This window comes from Croceivirga lutea, from assembly GCF_014235875.1.
GTDB lineage: Bacteria > Bacteroidota > Bacteroidia > Flavobacteriales > Flavobacteriaceae > Croceivirga > Croceivirga lutea.
In genome coordinates this window covers 665850-683892 of sequence record NZ_JACJUK010000001.1, presented here as the reverse complement: position 1 = coordinate 683892, position 18043 = coordinate 665850, and the positions used below count along the sequence as shown (strand labels likewise).

Sequence of the window (18043 nt, the reverse complement as noted above, 5' to 3'; positions counted from 1 at the left end):
GGGTTTTTTATGGTCAATTTTGACGGCAAATTAATAGACACAACAGGTTCATTTTTATCTACGAATAATCGTATTTTTTCTCATGCTGATGGTGTAAAAGAAGTTGTTCGTTACAGCGGTGGTAAACTCTTTTTTTGGGAAGACCATTATTTTAAATTAATGTCAGCTATGCGTATTATGCGCATGAAAATTCCTATGTCTTTTACCATGGAGTTTTTAGAAGAAGAAATTCAGAAAATTATTCCGAAGGCAGAAAAAAACAACACCTATTTAATAACGTTAACCACTTTTAGAAAAAACATAGCAAATGAAGTTGGTTATGTTATTGAAAATAAGGTGGTAGAAAATCCATTTTATAGTTCACAAGAACAATTCTTTGAAGTTGATTTGTTTAAAGACTTTTACGCAAATGCAGGTCTGTTTTCAACTATAAATGTCTTAGATAGAACATTAGAAACCGTTGCGAGTGTTTACGCCCAAGAAAATGGTTTACATGCTTGCTTATTGGTTAATAACCTTAAACATGTAATAGACGCTACATTAGGAACATTATTTTTAGTAAAAGATAATAGTATAAAGACACCACCTTTGAGTGACGGCTGTAAGAATAGTATACTCAGAACAAAGCTTATTGAAGTTATAAATAAATCGGAAGACTTTTCAATTGAAGAAGCAAGTATTTCTCCTTTTGAGTTACAAAAAGCAGACGAGATGTTTATACTAAACCAAGAAATTGGAATACAAAGCGTATCTAAATACCGTAAAAAACAGTTTACTAGTGAATGCGGAACAAAATGGATAGGTAAGCTAAATACTTTAGCACGTTTGGGTAGCTAGTTTAAAATAGGGTTTTCTGGTGCGTTAGACCATATAAGATAATCGCCTCCAAGTTCCATCATCTTTTCTTTCCAAAATGCAGAAGAAGATTTTTGAATGATATCACTCTGATAAGCGTTTGGTACCACCACCCAAGATTTTGAATCTAATTCTTTATCTAATTGTAACGATGACCATCCAGAATAACCTAGAAAAAAACGTATATCAGTTTCATCTATAACTTTATCATTTAAAAGGTTTACTATTTTTTGGAAATCTCCTCCCCAAAAAATACCATCAGATATTTCAATACTATCGCTTATAAGGTGTGGTACTTTATGAATAAAGTAGAGGTTATCTTGTTCTACAGGGCCGCCATTAAAAACTTTAAATGGAACAGATATATCATTAACCAAATCGTTTATTTTATAATCAAGAGGTTTATTTAAAATAAAACCCACAGAACCTTGATCATTGTGCTCCGCAAGAAGAATTACTGATCTATTAAAAGAAACATCGCCTGTAAGCGTTGGTTCAGCAATTAATAGAATACCTTTCTGTGGGTCTAAACGTGTCAATTAATGATTGTTTTTATCTAATGTAGTATTTAAACTGATAAAAACAAAAGGCTATAAAAAAATAAAGCGCCCTTAAAAAAGGGCGCTTTTAAAATTTTGTTCTGTAAAAGTTTAGTTTACAGCATCAGCCAATTCAGCTCCGGCTTTGAATTTTACTACATTTTTAGCAGCAATTTTGATAGTTTGACCAGTTTGAGGATTTCTTCCTTCTCTTGCATTTCTTCTTGAAACAGACCATGATCCAAAACCTACCAAAGAAACTCTGCCACCTTTTTTTAGGGTGCCTTCAACATTACCCAAAAAAGATTCCAATGCTTTTTTAGCAGCTGCTTTAGTGATACCGGCATCTGCTGCCATAGCATCGATTAATTCTGTTTTGTTCATAATTGAATTTAATTAATTGTTAAAAATCTTTAGTGCTGGACAAATTTATACGTAAAACATAACGATGCAAGTAAAACCTACTGAAATCAGGGTTTTTGTTGATAACTTGGGTGGTTTGTTAATAAAGAAGGCATTTTCTGATACTTCCAAAAGACCAATAAACAATGGGCCTAGCAAAATTTTGCATTTTCAGCCAAAGACAAACCGTTTAAAATTTGACTCACTTTCATTCGTTTTTTACCCGCTAATTGAATTTCTAATAAATTCAGATATCCATCAGCAACAGCAACTTTTAAACTTTTTTTAGAACCAATTAAAACACCATTAGGGTGATTATGGTCTTTAAGTTCTTTCTCTACTGAGAAAATTTTTAATGTGGTAAGTACATCTCCATTTTCAAATGCTGTCCAAGCCGCCGGATACGGGCTCAAGCCTCTTATGTGATTATATATTTTTTCTAAAGGCCAAGACCAATCTATCTTACAGGTGTCTTTATGAATCTTATGTGCAGGTTTAAGTTCACCTTTTTCTGATTGTAAAGTAGTGGATACAGTATTGTTTTCAATTTGCTTAACTGTAGACAAAATAGCATTTGCACCTAATTGCATTAATTGGTCATGTAATTCGCCAGCTGTTGTTGTTGAGCCAATTTTAATTTTTTCTTGTAAAATCATTGCTCCTGTATCTATTTTTTCATCAATAAAAAAAGTAGTTACTCCTGTTTCTTCTTCGCCATTAATTATAGCCCAATTTATAGGTGCCGCTCCACGATACTGCGGCAAGAGAGAGGCATGCAAATTAAAAGTGCCATATTCTGGCATTTGCCAAACCACTTTTGGTAACATTCTAAAAGCTACAACCACTTGTAAATTGGCTTTTAAGCTTTTTAATTCTTCAACAAATTCTTGAGCTTTTAAATTGGTTGGTTGTAATACCTTAATATTGTTTTTTAAAGCAAATTGTTTAATTGCTGATTCTCTTAATTGTTGACCTCTACCTGCTGGTCTATCTGGTGCCGTAATTACACCTACTACATGGTAATTATGTTCTAATAACGATTTTAAGCCAGCAACTGCGAAATCTGGCGTGCCCATATATACTATTCGTAACTCTCTTTTTTTACTTTCTGACATATTGATTTTTTTCATCAATTGTTATTAATTCATCTTCAAGCAATTCTCTTATTATTTGTAAAATTCTATCTCTAGAAAAACCAGTTAATTCAATTATTTCCTTAGAACTAAGTGGCTTTTTAATCAATAAATCAAGAATACTTTTTTTATAGGTTTTGGGTGAAATATTAGTCAATGATTTTGATAGGCAAACATCACAAATACCACAATCTTTTGAGCTAACTTCATCAAAATACAACAACAATTGTTGACTTCTACAAATAGTAGTATTTGAAATATAGTCTAGCACGGCATTGAATTTATCTGATTTTAATTGATTTAATTGTTCAAGTTTTTTGGTGATTGTGTTTATAGTATTATCATCTTCTCTTGGTACTAAATAAGTAATCTCTAAATCTTCGTTTCCGAAAGCAAATTCAGCTAATCCCTGAACTTGAAGATTTTCAAAAGTCTTATGTATCAAGTTGTAAGTGCTTCCAGTTTTTCTTACAATTAAATCTAGGTTAATCTTAGTTTCAAAATCAAAAAGTCCACCGTACGTTCTTAAGGTGGTTTTTATAATATTTTCAGTGTTCGGGTTCTTAGTAAAATAGTTAAAAAGTTGCTCCTTAGTTGCCGTAAACATTAAAGTGGTTTTAACTTTTAAGTTATGTGACAAGCTTATAATACTGTTTTGGTCCAAGATTTTAAAAACTTCAAAAGTGGTACCCTTATTAAAATTGTATTTGGTACAGAACTCTCCAAAGTTTAATTGATATATTTCTCCAAAACCATCACCATAGGCTATTTGTAAATGATTGTTAAGTTTTTTATACACCTCTTTAACTAGTTTTGAAGTAGGAAGGTTGTCTACAAATTGTTTTTTACCAGCAAACTTATCTTCTTCATTGGTTAATAAAATGGCTAATGCCTTACTACCATCTCTACCAGCTCTCCCAGCTTCTTGAAAATAATTTTCAATATTGTTAGGAAGTTGATAATGAATAACCACTTGTACATTTGCCTTATCTATTCCCATACCAAAGGCATTGGTAGCCACCATCACTGGTTTTTTACCAGAAATCCAAGCATCTAATTGTTCTTTTTTTTCTATCTGTTGCATGCCGCCATGATAAAATGCAGCGCTAATTCCAATAGCATTTAAATGGGTACTTAATGTTTTTGAAGCTCTTCTATTTCTAACATACACAATTGCACTTCCTTTTAATTTTTTAAGTTGATGCTGAAGTATACTGTACTTGTTTTCTGTATGAATTACTTGATATGAAATGTTATGACGAGCGAAAGAATCTTTGAAAATTTTGACCGATTGTAACGTTAGATTTTCAATAATTTCTTCACTAACTTTTTTAGATGCTGTAGCTGTTAAAGCTAGAATAGGCACTTTTGGTTTGAGCTCTCTTAAGATATTACATTCTAAATATGACGGTCGAAAATCATGACCCCATTGCGAAATGCAATGTGCTTCATCTATAGCAATGAGGTTTACATTCATTTCTAAAATTCTATTTCTAACAATTTCTTGTTGTAATCTTTCGGGTGATAAGTATAGAAACTTGTAGTTACCAAAAACACAATTGTCTAATAAATCAATTAATTGGTTTTCACGAATGCTGCCAGTTAAGCCAATTGCTTTAATACTTTTTTCTTTTAACGCAGAAACTTGATCTTGAATTAAGGCAACTAAAGGAGAAACTACAATACAAATACCTTCTTTTGCCATAGCCGGAATCTGAAAACAAATAGATTTTCCTCCTCCTGTTGGCATTAAGGCTAAAACATCTTTATTGTCGAGTACACTTGAAATAATAGCTTCTTGAGACCCTCTAAAAGATGTGTGGCCCCAGTATTTAGTTAAGATGTTCAGGGCATTTAAATACACTAATTACCTAAGTTTTCTAATACAAAGTTAACTCTATCTGTAATACTTGCAGGGGGCACAACTAGGGGATTATAATTGAATTCCTCATAAGTATCAAACAAATGTTTGTGTAACTCTTGAGCTTGAGTAAAAGTTTCTAATCGCTCATTATCTCTTACATAAATTTCTTTCCATGGCGGAAGTATAAAAACCTGATCGTACCTATAATTTTTACAGGTATCTATAAACGTTTGCCCATATTCTTGGTTAAAAAAATTCATGTAAGCCAATACATCAGGGGTACCGCGATCAAAAAAACTTACTGGTTCTGTAATGGTTTTTGCTTTTTGATGATGTTTTAAACGTTCTTCTAACAAAAATGTATTAAACGCCATAGGGTCATCAACAAAAACTAAAGGATTTGATTTTATCTCTTTAGTAGTGCCCGTTTCTTTTGCCTCAGCAGTCATAGTTCGAATAACTTCATGAAAACAAACATACCCTTGCTCTTCTAAAGCTTTAACAACAACTGTTTTGCCGGTACCAGGCGCTCCTGTAATAACAATTCTTTTCGTAGTCAATATTTTACTAATTGTTTGCAAAGTAAAGAAATCAAAGTAGTAGAAAAAAAGTAATGCAAAAGCTATCTTTGCATAAAACATTCAAATGGATAATCAAAAGCCAGAAGAGTTTTACACTAGGCTTAAAGAACAATTAGAAACTACAACAACTTGGCCTTCCAATTATTTATATAAATTTATAATACCTACCAACGAGGCTAAAAGTGCTGAAATAAATAAAATTTTCGATAATTCTGGAGCTGTAATTGAGTCTAAACTATCTAAAAACGGAAAGTATACAAGTCTTTCAATAACGGTAAATCTTAAAAACCCAGATGAGGTTATAGCCAAGTATAAAGAAGTTGGTAAAATAGATGGTGTAATTTCACTTTAAACAAGAGTAACATATTTTTAGTATTTTGCGTACAATTACTACACGCTAACATTTAGTAAAACCCCTACATTTTGACAGGATTAGATATTTTAGAGTACAATACAGAAAGATCACATTTACATATTCCAGAATATGGTCGTCATTTTCAAAAAATGGTTGATTATGCCGTAAGTATTGAGGATAGAGACGAACGTAATAAAGTAGCTAATAGTATTATTAGTGTAATGGGTAATCTTCAACCACACTTAAGAGATGTACCTGATTTTCAGCATAAATTATGGGATCAATTGTTTATAATGTCTGATTTTAAATTAGATGTAGATTCTCCTTTTCCTATTACTGCTAAAGAAGTCTTACAACAACGCCCTGAGCCATTAGATTACCCCCAAAATCATCCTAAGTATAGATTTTATGGTAACAATATTAAAAGAATGATAGATGTTGCTGTAAAGTGGGATAAAGGTGATCTTAGAGACGGTTTAGAATATGCCATAGCAAATCATATGAAGAAGTGTTATCTAAACTGGAATAAAGATGTTGTAGATGATGCTGCTATTTTTGAACATTTAAAAGAACTGAGCAACGGTGAAATAGATTTGGCCCCAGACGGTGAAACGCTAACCGAGAGTACTCAATTTTTGAAAAATCGTAATCAGAAGTCAAACAGGGCTGGCAAAAAGAACCACAGAAGCAATAATCGCAAAAAGCGTTATTAACCAATTTACCTTTCAAAAAACTTATGGGAACATTTAGAATTGAAGGAGGTTTACCATTACAAGGTGAGATTACTCCTCAAGGCGCCAAAAATGAAGCGTTACAAATACTTTGTGCCGTATTGTTAACACCTGAAAAAGTTACTATACATAACATTCCAGATATTGTTGACGTAAATAAATTAATAGCTCTTTTAGAGGATTTAGGTGTTAAAATTCAAAAGAAAGGTAAAGGTTCTTACACTTTTAAAGCTGACGATGTAAATCTAGACTATTTACAATCAGACCAATTTAAGCAAGATGGTAGAGGATTAAGAGGATCTATTATGCTAGTAGGCCCGCTCTTAGGTAGATTTGGGAAAGGTTATATTCCAAAACCTGGTGGAGATAAAATTGGTCGCCGCAGACTAGATACACATTTTGAAGGTTTTATAAAACTAGGTGCTAATTTCAGATACAACAAGGAAGAATACTTCTATGGTGTTGAAGCTGAAAAATTAAAAGGCACTTATATGCTACTAGATGAGGCTTCTGTAACGGGTACAGCTAATATTGTAATGGCTGCAGTTTTAGCAGAAGGTACAACTACAATTTATAACGCAGCATGTGAACCATACTTGCAACAACTTTGTAAGATGTTAGTTAGAATGGGAGCAAAAATTTCTGGTATTGGTTCTAATCTTTTAACTATTGAGGGGGTTGATAGTTTAGGAGGAACAGAACATACCATGTTGCCAGATATGATTGAAATTGGTAGTTGGGTTGGTTTAGCGGCAATGACTCAAAGTGAGTTGACTATTAAAAATGTGAGTTGGGAAAATTTAGGTCAGATTCCCGCTGCATTCAGAAAATTGGGTATTACCCTTGAACAGAAGGGCGACGATATTTTTATTCCAGCTCATAAAAATGGGTATGAAATTCAAAATTACATAGATGGTTCAATACTGACCATTGCAGATGCTCCTTGGCCAGGTTTAACACCAGATTTGTTGAGTATATTATTGGTTGTTGCTACACAAGCTAGAGGAGAGGTAATTATTCATCAAAAAATGTTTGAGAGCCGCTTGTTCTTTGTTGATAAATTATTAGATATGGGGGCAAAAATTATTTTATGTGACCCGCACAGAGCAACGGTTATTGGTCATGATTTTAAATCTACCTTAAAGTCAACTACAATGACTTCTCCAGATATTAGAGCAGGAGTTTCGCTATTAATTGCTGCATTGTCAGCAAAAGGAACTTCTACAATTCATAACATAGAACAGATTGATAGAGGTTATGAAAATATTGATGAAAGGTTAAGAGCTATCGGTGCTGATATAGTTCGTGTTTAGTTTTTTGTAAAGAGTATATCGTTTACATTTTTAAAAAAATCTAGAGCCATATCACTTCCTTTATCAAAGGCTGAAGATTGTTCAAATATTTGATCAATCTTTTTTAGCTTTTGATGCTTAGCATTTCCGTTTTGTTGAAAGTCATGAAAAGCCATGCTCCAATCTAAAAAAATAGGTGCATTTATCTGCTTTTCTTTTATAGTGGCTATGTTTCTATGTCTTGAATCTTTAAGGATTTTCTCATAAAGAGAAGTAATCACATTTTTCTCTCCTTCTAAGAGTTGAATAAATTGATTCTGATGATACAATAGACAGCCAGTTACACCATTTTCTTGATTGTTGTCTCTTGATCTACTAAGCATTTGGTAAATGTCTATAGTTGAAAAATCTGGGTCCGCAATGGACCGGTAAATAATCGAATACATATTGATTGGTAGGTAATTACTCAAATATATCGATTTTGTTTAACTTAAAAAATGGTGATTTTATGAGAATTTGATGATATATCCTCAAATACCAGTGATTTAGGTAGTTAATCGATGATTTTAACTATTAATTACTAGTTAAACAAAATACTTTTACCAGTAAATTGAATCTATTTTTAGAAAAAATAAAACTCGCCAAGGTTTAGCACGTCAGAACAGTTTAAATGATTTGTACTTTAAAAAGACAAAATTCAATAAGAATATAATAGTCCACAAAGCTGTTCTTAGCCAATTGAGTTTAACTAAATTTTCCAATGTTGACTGTTCAATTACCCCGGAACTGAGTTGGTTATGTATTGGAACAAATATTAAAAAAGTAAGTAACCAAACCATTAGTACGCAACCCAAACTTAAAAAGCCATATAACTTTTTAACTTTCAAGAATTGCATACCAACAATTGTTAATTGAGCTAGCATTAAAGGTATTACTAGTATTGATATGGCTTTAGTGTATACTGGGTGCCAAATTTCTAAATCAGCAGTAGTATAATATTGGAAACTAGGATAGATAATTAGTTGAACCATCCAAATAAGAACAACTAACCCAAAATCGAACAGAAGGCGTAGCAAGAAAAGTTTTCTCACTTCTCAATTAAATTTCCGTTCGGATATTTTGCAAACCGCCCTTTATCTTTAGCATGCACATTGTCTGTATATGGCCAAGGCCAGCCTCCAAACTGGGTTAAACGGTATTCTTCAAATGCTTTTTGTAACTCCTCATGTGAATTCATCACAAAAGGTCCTTGTTGAACAACAGGTTCATTAATAGGTTTTCCTTGCAACAACAAAAATTTAGCTTCAACATTTTCGGTTTTAATAATGGTAGGTAGTGAAGCATCTAAATCTACTCCAGATTCTAAAGGAATAGTTGTTTCATTAATAGTAACTTTCTCACCTTCAAAAAAGTATAAGTTTCTATTTACATGATGTGTAGTTGTTGGCAGTTCAAAAGTAGAATTTGGTTTCACCGTAATAATCCATATTTGAACTTGATTAACTTCAGTATTGGCCCAAGAATCTGGAGCAGGATTAATGGCCTTATTATCGTTAAATTGCCCTGCAATTAGTTGAATTCTACTATTATCATCTGCTATTACAGGAATGTCTTCGTGCCACAACATTTTAAAATGTGGGTCTACAAATTTATTTGCTTTAGGAAGATTTAACCAAATTTGAAATAACTCAAGGGTGTTTTCATCTTCAGTATTTACTAAAGGAAACATTTCTGAATGTTGCACACCACTACCTGCTGTCATCCATTGCACATCACCTTCACCAAACCTACCCGCTGCCCCCAAGGAGTCACTATGGTCGCAGTATCCTTTATTTACAATAGTAATGGTTTCAAACCCTCGATGCGGATGTGCTGGAAATCCTGGTATGGTTTGACCATGATACATGCGCCAACCATCTTTTTTTACAAAATCATTACCAAGTGCTCGACCTTTTAACAGTGAAGGTGAAGGCCCCATATTCTCTTCACCTTTTGGATAGTGATCTAAATGGTAAACACAAAACAAAAATGGGTCTTGGGTTTGCCAAGGAAAACCAAGTGGAAAAATATGTTTTATTGGGTTCATTATTTGCTGTAATTACAAGGCATCAATTTGCTGTTGTATAGCGTCTGCTTCTGCATATTTGCTATCACTTTTACTTCTGTCAATTTTAGAAAGCTCAAAGGCTTCTTTCATTAACTTTTGATATTTTTCTTGTAATTTTTCTTTTTCAGTTTTCTTTTTAAATAACTTAAACATAGCAATTTTTTTAGTATTTAATTCTTTCCAATTGGTGGCGGACCATCAATCATAGCTTCATATTTCTCGTCTCCTTTTCTTGTAGTAAATTCTTCTTTTACCTTGTCGATAAGTTTTTGATTTTCAAATAAATCTGTCATGGTCATTGCCATTGCTTTTGAGGCATAGACCATACCTTTATGACCAACACTCATACCGCCACATGCTACAACTGCCCAAGAGTGCCATGGTGTATCTTTAGGAGCAACAGTTACACTAAGGTTGATATTAGGAACATTCCAACTAACATCGCCAACATCTGTAGAACCCCCACCCGGAAATTCTTGTGTAGGTAATAACGGATTAATTTCACTGTCAAAACCAACCTCTGGTTTACCAGTTGCTTTTTGTATAGCTTTACCAAAAGCAATTTCTTCATTAGTGTAGGTAATAGGGCCGAGTAATTCTAAGTTACCCTGCATAATTTCACCGCCAGCTCTGTTAACCAATGTTTCATAAATACCAGAAACTAATGATATTTTATAGTCCACATTGGCCATGATTGCAGCACCTTCTGCCATTTTTTTAACTTGTTCATAGGTAGGCAGCATTACTTTTCTTTTTGGGTCTCTAACTCTTACCCAAATTTTAGAATAATCTGGTACTACATTTACTACCTGACCCCCATCTTGAATGTGATAATGAATTCTAGACGTTGGTTTTATGTGTTCACGATAATAATTTATACCTGTGGTATAAAGTTCTAGAGCATCAGAAGCACTTCTACCATTCCAAGGGTCTGCAGATGCGTGTGCAGCCTGGCCATAAAACTCAACTACAAAATCTATAAGTGAAAGCCCACTTTGTACGTCAGCTTCAATATTTGCACCAGGATGCCAACTTATGTTTACATCAACATCATCCCATAAACCAGCTTCTACCATCCATACTTTTGCAAAGTATTTTTCTTCTGCAGGTGTACCTAAGAATTTAACCGTTCCTTTTAAGTTACCTGCTTCTATTTGTTCTTTAATAGCAATTGCAGCTCCTAAACTTGCAGCACCAAACATGTTATGACCACAGCCATGACCCGGTGCTCCTTGTTCTAAAGGATTTTTTGTTGGTTCTGTTTTTTGTGATAAACCAGGGAGTGCATCAAATTCACCAAGTATACTTATAACTGGGGAACCAGAACCATACGTTGCAGTAAAAGCTGTAGGTATATTGGCAACACCTCTTGTAACTTTTAACCCATTTTTTTCTGCATAGCTGGCTAAAACTTCAGCTGACTTTGACTCATCAAATGCGGTTTCTGCATAAGCCCATATAGAGTCACTAATTTTTATCAGGTCTTCTTTATGATTATCAACAGAATTAATTACTGCTTTCTTGTTTTTGCTCATTTTCTGAGCCATACCAGTAAAACAAAGAGAGAAACCTAAAATTGCTAAAAAGAGTTTTTTCATTTTTAAAGTTATTTAGTTGAATACTCTAATGTACAAAAGATTAGTCTAAGGCTTTTTTGTAAGTTTCTAAGCAACGTTCACGTGCTTCTTTATGTGCTACAATTTTATCTGGATATGATGCTGAGTCAACTTCTTTAACCCATTTTTTGATATAGTTTCTATTCTTATCAAATTTATCTATTTGAGTAATGGGGTTGAAAATTCTAAAATAAGGTGCTGCATCGACTCCGCTGCCTGCTGCCCATTGCCAATTACCTACATTACTGGCCATTTCATAATCCAATAATTTTTCAGCAAAATAAGCTTCTCCCCAACGCCAATCTATGAGTAAATGCTTACATAAAAAACTAGCTACAAGCATGCGAACTCTGTTATGCATATAACCCGTGGCATTTAATTGTCTCATGCCGGCATCAACAAATTCATAACCAGTTTTACCATTTTTCCATTGGTCAAATTGCTTTTCGTTATTTATCCATTCTATTCTATCATACTTGGGTTTAAAGGCATTATCAACCGTTTTTGGAAAATGCCAAAGTATTTGCATAAAGAACTCTCTCCAAATAAGTTCACTCCAGAAAACTTCATTTTCTGAATCGATTGCTTTTTTAACCATTTTACGAATACTTACCGTTCCAAAGCGTAAGTGCGGTCCTAACCTAGAGGTTCCTGGATCTTTAGCAGGAAAGTTTCTGGTATCCTCATAGTTTTCAATTAGGTCTTTAGTTACCGTATAGTCTGGAATTTTGATAGATGATTTCTTAAAACCTAAATCTGACAAATTTAAATTTGGTAATCGTGTATGTTCAATAAAATTGCTGCTATTTAATTTAAAATCAATTAGATGTGTGGAGGGGTTAAAGTTTTCTTTCCATTTGCGCATGTAGGGAGTATAAACCACATAGGGGTCACCGTCATCTTTTACAACTTCATTTTTTTCAAAAATTACCTGGTCTTTGAAAGTTTTGAAACCAATGTTATTTTTCTTTAGAACATCAGCAACCGTGGTATCTCTTTCTTTTGCGTATGGCTCATAATCATGGTTGGTAAAGACCGTTTCAACGGCATGTTCCTCAATTAAGGTTTTAAATATTTTAAGTGGTTTACCATTATAAATTGCTATTGAACTATCATATTTATCTTGAAGCGTTTTACGTAGGTGTTGAAGGGTTTCATAAATGAAGGTAACTCTTGCATCATCTTCTGGAAGATGGTCCAAAATTTCAGTATCAAAAATAAAAATTGGTAGTACGCTCAAATCTCCTTTTAGTGCATGATGTAGCCCTACATTATCTTCTAAACGCAAATCTCTTCGAAACCAAAATACATTTATTTTCTCTGCCACTAGTTTACATTTAAAGTAGATATACCGCCGTCAACGCCAATAATCTGACCAGTAATCCAAGAACTTTCATCGCCTAATAAATACACCGTAACATTTGCGATATCTTCCGGTTTTCCAAACCTTTTTAAGGGGTGACGCTCTGCCATTTGTTCACGCTTTTTATCATTGTTTAATAAGCGCCCAGCTAAAGGGGTATCTACTAATGATGGGGCCACACAATTAACTCTAATTTTTGGTGCATATTCAGCGGCAAGAGATTTTGCAAATCCTTCAACGGCCCCTTTTGCCGCGGCAATACTGCTGTGAAAAGGCATACCAGTATTTACGGCAACAGTACTAAAAAAAACCATACTAGAACCTTCTGCCATTCTAGAAATAACTGATTTTAATGCAGTTACCAACCCAAAGAAATTAATCTCCATGTCTTCTTTAAAATGATTTATAGAAAGCATTTTAAAGGGTTTTAGGTTTATACTTCCTGGACAATAGACAAAACCGTGAATTTCATCGGGCATATCGTTCTCGTCAAGTGTGTCTGTAATGGCATCAAAGTTGATGTAATTAACATCTAAATTGCCTAACTTTTCATTGGTTCTAGAGGCTACATAAACTGTATTTTCTTCATGTAATTTTTTGGCTATTTCAAAGCCAATACCATGAGAACCACCTATCAATAATATATTTTTTGTCATTTCTTATTGGAATTTTATTTCTGTTGATACATCGTTAATTTGGCCAAAACGTTCCATTAATTTTGACTCACGATATTTAAATATTGTCTGTAATTGTTTTTTAACCAATAAAGGGTGAGCTAATTGACCCAACCATCCTAACGGCAGTTTGTAATCAATGATATCTTCCATTAAAACTCCACCATCAATTTCAGTAATAAAATGCTTATGGTGCCATAGACTGTAAGGTCCAAAACGTTGTTCATCAACAAAGTATTCACCTTCTTTAACATGTGTAATTTCTGTGACCCATTTTGTGCTAAAACCAGGAAACGGTTTTACAATGTATTGAATTATTTGACCTTGATACATAGGTCTATCTGTTCCTGATAGTATAGTGAAACCCATATGTTCAGGCGTAATTTCTTTTAAGTTCTTTGGGTCAGATAAAAACTTCCATGCCTTCTCTTTGGAAATTGGTAATCCTTGCTTAGCTTGTAGTCGGTATATTTTCATTTATTGATTTTAACAAAGGTAAAAGTAATAGTGTTTAATTAATAATAAAAAAAGTTAAACAAAAATTAATTCATTACAGATAACATTCTAATACTATCTTTCGTTTTATAGGTATTGATATAAAAAATGAAGAATAATTTTATCACCATCTTTTTCGTATTCTTTTTTTCTGGGGCAATTGGTCAATCAGATATTATCTCCTTAGGTAATTTGCCAGCTGAACTACCAGAAAGTTCGGGTTTAATTTTGATAGGCGATAAAGTAATTACGCATAATGATTCTGGTGATGCTCCAGTTTTGTATGAGTTAGATACAACTAGTTTACAGGTTACAAGAACGGTTGAGATACAGAATGAGAGCCAAATAGATTGGGAAGATATTGCACAAGATGATAACTACATTTACATTGGTGATTTTGGAAACAATAATGGCGACCGAAGAGATTTAGCTATTTTAAGAGTTTTAAAAAGCGAATTTTTATCTAGTACAACGGTAAATGCTGATAGAATTGATTTTGCTTATGAGGACCAAGAAATTTTTCTAACCTCAGAACAAACAGATTGGGATGCCGAGGCGTTGACTGTTCAAAATGATAGTCTTTTAATTTTGACTAAACAGTGGGTAAATAATGGTACAGTTGCTTATAAATTGCCCAAGACGCCAGGTCAATACCTTGCTAAGCGTAAAGATTCTTATGATGTTAATGGTTTGGTTACCGGTGCAGACTTTAATGCAGCAACCAACGAGTTGTATTTGTCAGCATACACCACTTTTTTAACTCCTTTTTTCGTTAAAATTGAAGAGGTGCAAACAGATACCATATTCAATGGTGCTAAGGCTAAAACTAGCTTAGATATTGGTTTTGCCCAAGTGGAAAGTATTGTGAATTTTACGAATAACAAGTTCTATGTCTCTTCTGAAACATTTAATCGAACTTCACCAAATATTAATTCACCAGCCCAACTCTACTATTTTACTCTTGATACAGAATTTAATGAGGAGGAAGAAGAAAATGAAGAAACACCAGAGTTGCCAGAGGATCAACAAGAAGCATTATTATTGTTTAAGGAATTTGGTTCCAATCAACTCAACTTTCAATTAAATACTAGTGAGCCTATTTTTGGTCTTGCCATTTACAATATTAGCGGGCAGCGTGTTTGGTATAGACCGCTAGAATTTATGCCTCAAGAATCTGTTGATATATCAACATTATCTCCTTCCATTTATTTTTTAAGTTTTAGTCTTAAAGATGGGTTTTTGTCTAAACCGTTTGTAAAAAATTAGGTTTTGTTTTTAAGGGTTTCTTAACAAATCTGGGATAGCAATATCAGTAGTTTTGTTTTCTAACATTCAAATTAAAAACACTGATAATGAAAAAAGTAATCCTTTTTGTGGCTGTAGCATTTTCTTTTGCTCTAGTTTCAGCTCAGCTGCAAACACCAGCACCTAGCCCGGCAGCAACTTTAACCCAAGTTGTTGGTTTAACAGATGTATCTGTAGAATATTCAAGACCTGCCATGCGTGGCAGAACCATTTACGGGGATTTAGTTCCTTATGGCAAATTATGGAGAACTGGTGCAAACGCTAGAACAGCAGTAACATTTAGTGATGATGTAAAAGTTGCTGGTAAAGACTTAAAAGCTGGTACATACGCTATCTTTTCTATTCCACAACCAAATACTTGGGAAGTTATTTTTTATACTGAATATCAGGGTGGTGGTGCTCCTGCTAAATTAGACGAAACCAAAGTAGCCGCAAGAGTAACGGTTGATGTTCAAGAAATTCCTATGAACATTGAATCTTTCACCATCACAGTTGATGATATTACCTCTAGTGAAGCTGTTCTAGGTATTATGTGGGAAAAAGCCTATGTTGGTGTACCATTTACAGTGCCAACAGAGAAAAAGGTTTCTACAGCTATAGACAAAGCTTTGAGCGGGCCTGGTTTTGGGGAATACTATGCCGCTGCTACTTATTATTTAGCTGAAGGTAAAGATGCCAAACAAGCTAAAGAGTGGATAGACAAAGCAATGAGTATGACAGATAAGCCTCAATTTTGGCAATTACGTCAGCAGTCTTTAATCTATGCCGCTGCTGGTGATAAAAAAGGTGCTATAGCTATTGCTAAAAAATCGTTAGCAGCTGCGGAAACTGCGGGTAATGCTGACTATATTAAAATGAATAAGGATTCTTTAAAAGAATGGGGTGCAATGTAAGTTGTAATTACCCTTACAAAACAGAACCCTAGCTTTACGGCTAGGGTTTTTTATTTTCAATTTTGATTTAATGTCTAGTTTTCTTGAACTCCTTTCATCATTCTATCAAAACCTTCAATTAAGATAGCAATAAGAATTACCAAACTACAACCAAATGCATTAAGCCATAAATAAGACATCCAGTCTTGATACCATCCTATAATCACAATAACCTGGGTGAATATGGCCGCAATAAAAACTGCATTACCTTTTACGAATTTTATAAAAAAGGCTAGTAAAAATATGCCTAATACGTTGCCATAAAATATAGAACCAATAATATTTACCAACTGTATTAAATTATCAAACAAATTTGCTACACAGGCAATTAAAATAGCTATTATACCCCAAAGAAGAGTAAATGCTTTGCTCGCGTTTACATAATGCTTTTGAGTAAGGTCTTTTTTTACGTTTCGTTTATATAAATCTAATGCGGTAATAGTACCTAAAGCATTCAATTCTGAAGCTGTGGAAGACATTGCTGCAGAAAGAATTACCGCTAATAAAAGTCCAATAAGGCCTTTAGGTAAATTGTTTAATATAAAATGAATAAACACATAATCTTTGTCATTAGTTTCAATAACCGGGTCTGCTTTTTCGATAAGTACTCTCGCCGCTTGTCTATTTTGTTCTTCTTTTTCATTAAGCGAAACCATTTCTAATCTGGCTTGTTCAATAGCATCGTAATCTTTAAGATTAAGCGCCGTAGAGAAATCATTTTTAACCATGCGCTTTTCTCTCAAAATAGCATTGTGTTCATTTTCAAGAATTACAAAATCTTCTTTAAATTCAGAATTTTCTATTGCTTCTGTTGCAGCCGGATTAAAATTAATAGGTGATGAATTATACTGATAGAAGACAAATACCATTACACCAACCAACAGTATAAAAAATTGAAGTGGTATCTTAAGTAGGCCATTAAAAATTAGCCCTAACTGACTTTCTCTTATGCTTTTACCCGATAGATAACGTTGTACTTGACTTTGGTCTGTACCAAAATAGGAGAGGGCTAAAAAGAACCCACCAGTAATTCCGCTCCAAAATGTATATCTGTTTTTGGTGTCAAAATCAAAATTGAGAATGTTTAGCTTTTCATTTGCCCCTGCAATTTTTAAAGCTTCTGAAAAAGAAATATCAGAGGGTAAACTACCTAGAATAAAAAAGAACGTAAAAAACATTCCCAAAAGAATTACAAACATTTGTTGTTTTTGGGTCACGCTTACGGCTTTTGTTCCACCAGAAACCGTATAGATAATAACTAGCACCCCAATTATTATGTTTAGTGTTCTTAAATCCCACCCTAAAACGGCTGATAGTATTATTGAAGGTGCAAAAATGGTAATGCCTGCAGCTAATCCACGTTGAATTAAAAACAGAATAGCAGTTAAGGTTCTCGTCTTTAAATCGAATCTTTTTTCTAACAATTCATAGGCTGTAAATACCTTTAAATTTTTATAAATAGGTATAAATACCATACAAATGACTATCATGGCTAAAGGCAATCCAAAGTAGAATTGCACAAACCCCATACCATCATGAAAAGCTTGACCGGGAGTTGATAAAAATGTAATGGCACTGGCTTGAGTTGCCATTACAGAAAGGCCGATAGTCCACCACTTAGCATCATTGCCGCCAAGAACGTAATCATCAACACTTTTGCTACCTCTAGTTTTCCATACCCCATAGACAACAATAGAAACTAATGTAACCTGAAGAATTATCCAATCAAGAGTTTCCATAGTTAGCTATTTCCCTTCATTATAAAATAAAACGCGATTATATAAAGGGCGTTTAACACA

19 protein-coding genes are annotated in these 18043 nt (G+C 33.6%); 6 read left to right on the top strand and 13 right to left on the bottom strand.

Annotated features, from left to right (window positions below; translation table 11 throughout):
- Positions 1-9 precede the first annotated feature (9 nt).
- Complete coding sequence (locus H5V42_RS03190; protein ID WP_185781671.1) at positions 10-837, top strand: aminotransferase class IV; 828 nt, start codon at positions 10-12, stop codon at positions 835-837.
- Here the strand turns inward: H5V42_RS03190 and H5V42_RS03185 are convergent.
- The 5 genes from H5V42_RS03185 to H5V42_RS03165 form a co-directional block, all read right to left on the bottom strand.
- The gene (locus H5V42_RS03185) at positions 834-1394 is read right to left on the bottom strand and encodes a YqgE/AlgH family protein (RefSeq protein WP_185781670.1); all 561 of its coding nucleotides are present in this window, start codon (positions 1392-1394) and stop codon (positions 834-836) included. The genes H5V42_RS03190 and H5V42_RS03185 overlap by 4 nt on opposite strands.
- 111 nt (positions 1395-1505) lie before the next feature.
- Positions 1506-1778: an HU family DNA-binding protein gene (locus tag H5V42_RS03180; protein ID WP_185781669.1), complete on the bottom strand. Its 273-nt coding sequence runs from the start codon at positions 1776-1778 to the stop codon at positions 1506-1508.
- Positions 1779-1948: 170 nt separating this feature from the next.
- Positions 1949-2926 carry a methionyl-tRNA formyltransferase gene (gene fmt, locus H5V42_RS03175; protein ID WP_241731813.1) on the bottom strand — a complete coding sequence of 326 codons (978 nt, stop codon included), beginning with the start codon at positions 2924-2926 and terminating at the stop codon, positions 1949-1951.
- Complete coding sequence (locus tag H5V42_RS03170) at positions 2898-4793, bottom strand: RecQ family ATP-dependent DNA helicase (RefSeq protein WP_185781667.1); 1896 nt, start codon at positions 4791-4793, stop codon at positions 2898-2900. Before H5V42_RS03170 ends, fmt begins: the two co-directional genes overlap by 29 nt.
- Positions 4793-5353, bottom strand: coding sequence for an AAA family ATPase (locus H5V42_RS03165; RefSeq protein WP_185781666.1), 561 nt, complete (start codon positions 5351-5353; stop codon positions 4793-4795). The genes H5V42_RS03170 and H5V42_RS03165 overlap by 1 nt, the downstream gene beginning before the upstream one ends.
- 85 nt (positions 5354-5438) lie before the next feature.
- Here H5V42_RS03165 and H5V42_RS03160 point away from each other — a divergent pair, with 85 nt between their 5' ends.
- The 3 genes from H5V42_RS03160 (at position 5439) to murA (ending at position 7773) form a co-directional block, all read left to right on the top strand.
- Positions 5439-5726: a DUF493 family protein gene (locus H5V42_RS03160; RefSeq protein ID WP_185781665.1), complete on the top strand. Its 288-nt coding sequence runs from the start codon at positions 5439-5441 to the stop codon at positions 5724-5726.
- 71 nt (positions 5727-5797) lie between these two features.
- The gene (locus tag H5V42_RS03155) at positions 5798-6442 is read left to right on the top strand and encodes a DUF4290 domain-containing protein (RefSeq protein ID WP_185781664.1); all 645 of its coding nucleotides are present in this window, start codon (positions 5798-5800) and stop codon (positions 6440-6442) included.
- Between the two features lie 23 nt (positions 6443-6465).
- Entirely contained in the window at positions 6466-7773 is a 1308-nt protein-coding gene (gene murA / locus H5V42_RS03150) for a UDP-N-acetylglucosamine 1-carboxyvinyltransferase (RefSeq protein ID WP_185781663.1), read from the top strand.
- On the opposite strand, the gene H5V42_RS03145 is transcribed toward murA, so the two are convergent.
- The 7 genes from H5V42_RS03145 to H5V42_RS03115 all read right to left on the bottom strand — a co-directional run bounded on the left by H5V42_RS03145 (position 7770) and on the right by H5V42_RS03115 (position 13989).
- Positions 7770-8222 (bottom strand): BLUF domain-containing protein, encoded by a 453-nt coding sequence (locus H5V42_RS03145; RefSeq protein WP_185781662.1) that lies wholly within the window; start codon positions 8220-8222, stop codon positions 7770-7772. The genes murA and H5V42_RS03145 overlap by 4 nt on opposite strands.
- A 617-nt stretch (positions 8223-8839) precedes the next feature.
- Positions 8840-9838, bottom strand: a complete 999-nt coding sequence (locus tag H5V42_RS03140; RefSeq protein ID WP_185781661.1) for a pirin family protein — start codon at positions 9836-9838, stop codon at positions 8840-8842.
- A gap of 12 nt (positions 9839-9850) precedes the next feature.
- Positions 9851-10012 carry a Lacal_2735 family protein gene (locus H5V42_RS03135; protein WP_185781660.1) on the bottom strand — a complete coding sequence of 54 codons (162 nt, stop codon included), beginning with the start codon at positions 10010-10012 and terminating at the stop codon, positions 9851-9853.
- A gap of 17 nt (positions 10013-10029) precedes the next feature.
- Positions 10030-11457 carry an amidohydrolase gene (locus H5V42_RS03130; protein ID WP_185781659.1) on the bottom strand — a complete coding sequence of 476 codons (1428 nt, stop codon included), beginning with the start codon at positions 11455-11457 and terminating at the stop codon, positions 10030-10032.
- A gap of 40 nt (positions 11458-11497) precedes the next feature.
- Complete coding sequence (locus tag H5V42_RS03125) at positions 11498-12802, bottom strand: cryptochrome/photolyase family protein (RefSeq protein WP_185781658.1); 1305 nt, start codon at positions 12800-12802, stop codon at positions 11498-11500.
- Positions 12802-13494 carry an SDR family NAD(P)-dependent oxidoreductase gene (locus H5V42_RS03120; RefSeq protein WP_185781657.1) on the bottom strand — a complete coding sequence of 231 codons (693 nt, stop codon included), beginning with the start codon at positions 13492-13494 and terminating at the stop codon, positions 12802-12804. The genes H5V42_RS03125 and H5V42_RS03120 overlap by 1 nt, the downstream gene beginning before the upstream one ends.
- Positions 13495-13497: 3 nt before the next feature.
- A complete protein-coding gene (locus tag H5V42_RS03115) occupies positions 13498-13989 on the bottom strand; it encodes an SRPBCC family protein (protein ID WP_185781656.1) in 492 nt (163 codons plus the stop codon).
- A gap of 126 nt (positions 13990-14115) precedes the next feature.
- Between H5V42_RS03115 and H5V42_RS03110 the strand changes: the two genes are divergently transcribed.
- Positions 14116-15273: a T9SS type A sorting domain-containing protein gene (locus H5V42_RS03110; RefSeq protein WP_185781655.1), complete on the top strand. Its 1158-nt coding sequence runs from the start codon at positions 14116-14118 to the stop codon at positions 15271-15273.
- A gap of 86 nt (positions 15274-15359) precedes the next feature.
- Positions 15360-16205, top strand: coding sequence for a DUF2911 domain-containing protein (locus H5V42_RS03105; RefSeq protein WP_185781654.1), 846 nt, complete (start codon positions 15360-15362; stop codon positions 16203-16205).
- Between the two features lie 74 nt (positions 16206-16279).
- On the opposite strand, the gene H5V42_RS03100 is transcribed toward H5V42_RS03105, so the two are convergent.
- A complete protein-coding gene (locus tag H5V42_RS03100; protein WP_185781653.1) occupies positions 16280-17983 on the bottom strand; it encodes a sodium:solute symporter in 1704 nt (567 codons plus the stop codon).
- Between the last annotated feature and the right edge of the window lie 60 nt (positions 17984-18043).

What these genes read in the sequence shown, in the direction of transcription:
- H5V42_RS03100 (WP_185781653.1), bottom strand. Translation starts at nt 17,983, where the DNA reads ATGGAAACTCTTGATTGGATAATTCTTCAGGTTACATTAGTTTCTATT.
- H5V42_RS03110 (WP_185781655.1), top strand. Translation starts at nt 14,116, where the DNA reads ATGAAGAATAATTTTATCACCATCTTTTTCGTATTCTTTTTTTCTGGG.
- H5V42_RS03160 (WP_185781665.1), top strand. Translation starts at nt 5,439, where the DNA reads ATGGATAATCAAAAGCCAGAAGAGTTTTACACTAGGCTTAAAGAACAA.
- fmt (WP_241731813.1), bottom strand. Translation starts at nt 2,926, where the DNA reads ATGAAAAAAATCAATATGTCAGAAAGTAAAAAAAGAGAGTTACGAATA.
- H5V42_RS03190 (WP_185781671.1), top strand. Translation starts at nt 10, where the DNA reads ATGGTCAATTTTGACGGCAAATTAATAGACACAACAGGTTCATTTTTA.
- H5V42_RS03115 (WP_185781656.1), bottom strand. Translation starts at nt 13,989, where the DNA reads ATGAAAATATACCGACTACAAGCTAAGCAAGGATTACCAATTTCCAAA.
- H5V42_RS03140 (WP_185781661.1), bottom strand. Translation starts at nt 9,838, where the DNA reads ATGAACCCAATAAAACATATTTTTCCACTTGGTTTTCCTTGGCAAACC.
- murA (WP_185781663.1), top strand. Translation starts at nt 6,466, where the DNA reads ATGGGAACATTTAGAATTGAAGGAGGTTTACCATTACAAGGTGAGATT.
- H5V42_RS03105 (WP_185781654.1), top strand. Translation starts at nt 15,360, where the DNA reads ATGAAAAAAGTAATCCTTTTTGTGGCTGTAGCATTTTCTTTTGCTCTA.
- H5V42_RS03120 (WP_185781657.1), bottom strand. Translation starts at nt 13,494, where the DNA reads ATGACAAAAAATATATTATTGATAGGTGGTTCTCATGGTATTGGCTTT.
- H5V42_RS03130 (WP_185781659.1), bottom strand. Translation starts at nt 11,457, where the DNA reads ATGAAAAAACTCTTTTTAGCAATTTTAGGTTTCTCTCTTTGTTTTACT.
- H5V42_RS03135 (WP_185781660.1), bottom strand. Translation starts at nt 10,012, where the DNA reads ATGTTTAAGTTATTTAAAAAGAAAACTGAAAAAGAAAAATTACAAGAA.
- H5V42_RS03180 (WP_185781669.1), bottom strand. Translation starts at nt 1,778, where the DNA reads ATGAACAAAACAGAATTAATCGATGCTATGGCAGCAGATGCCGGTATC.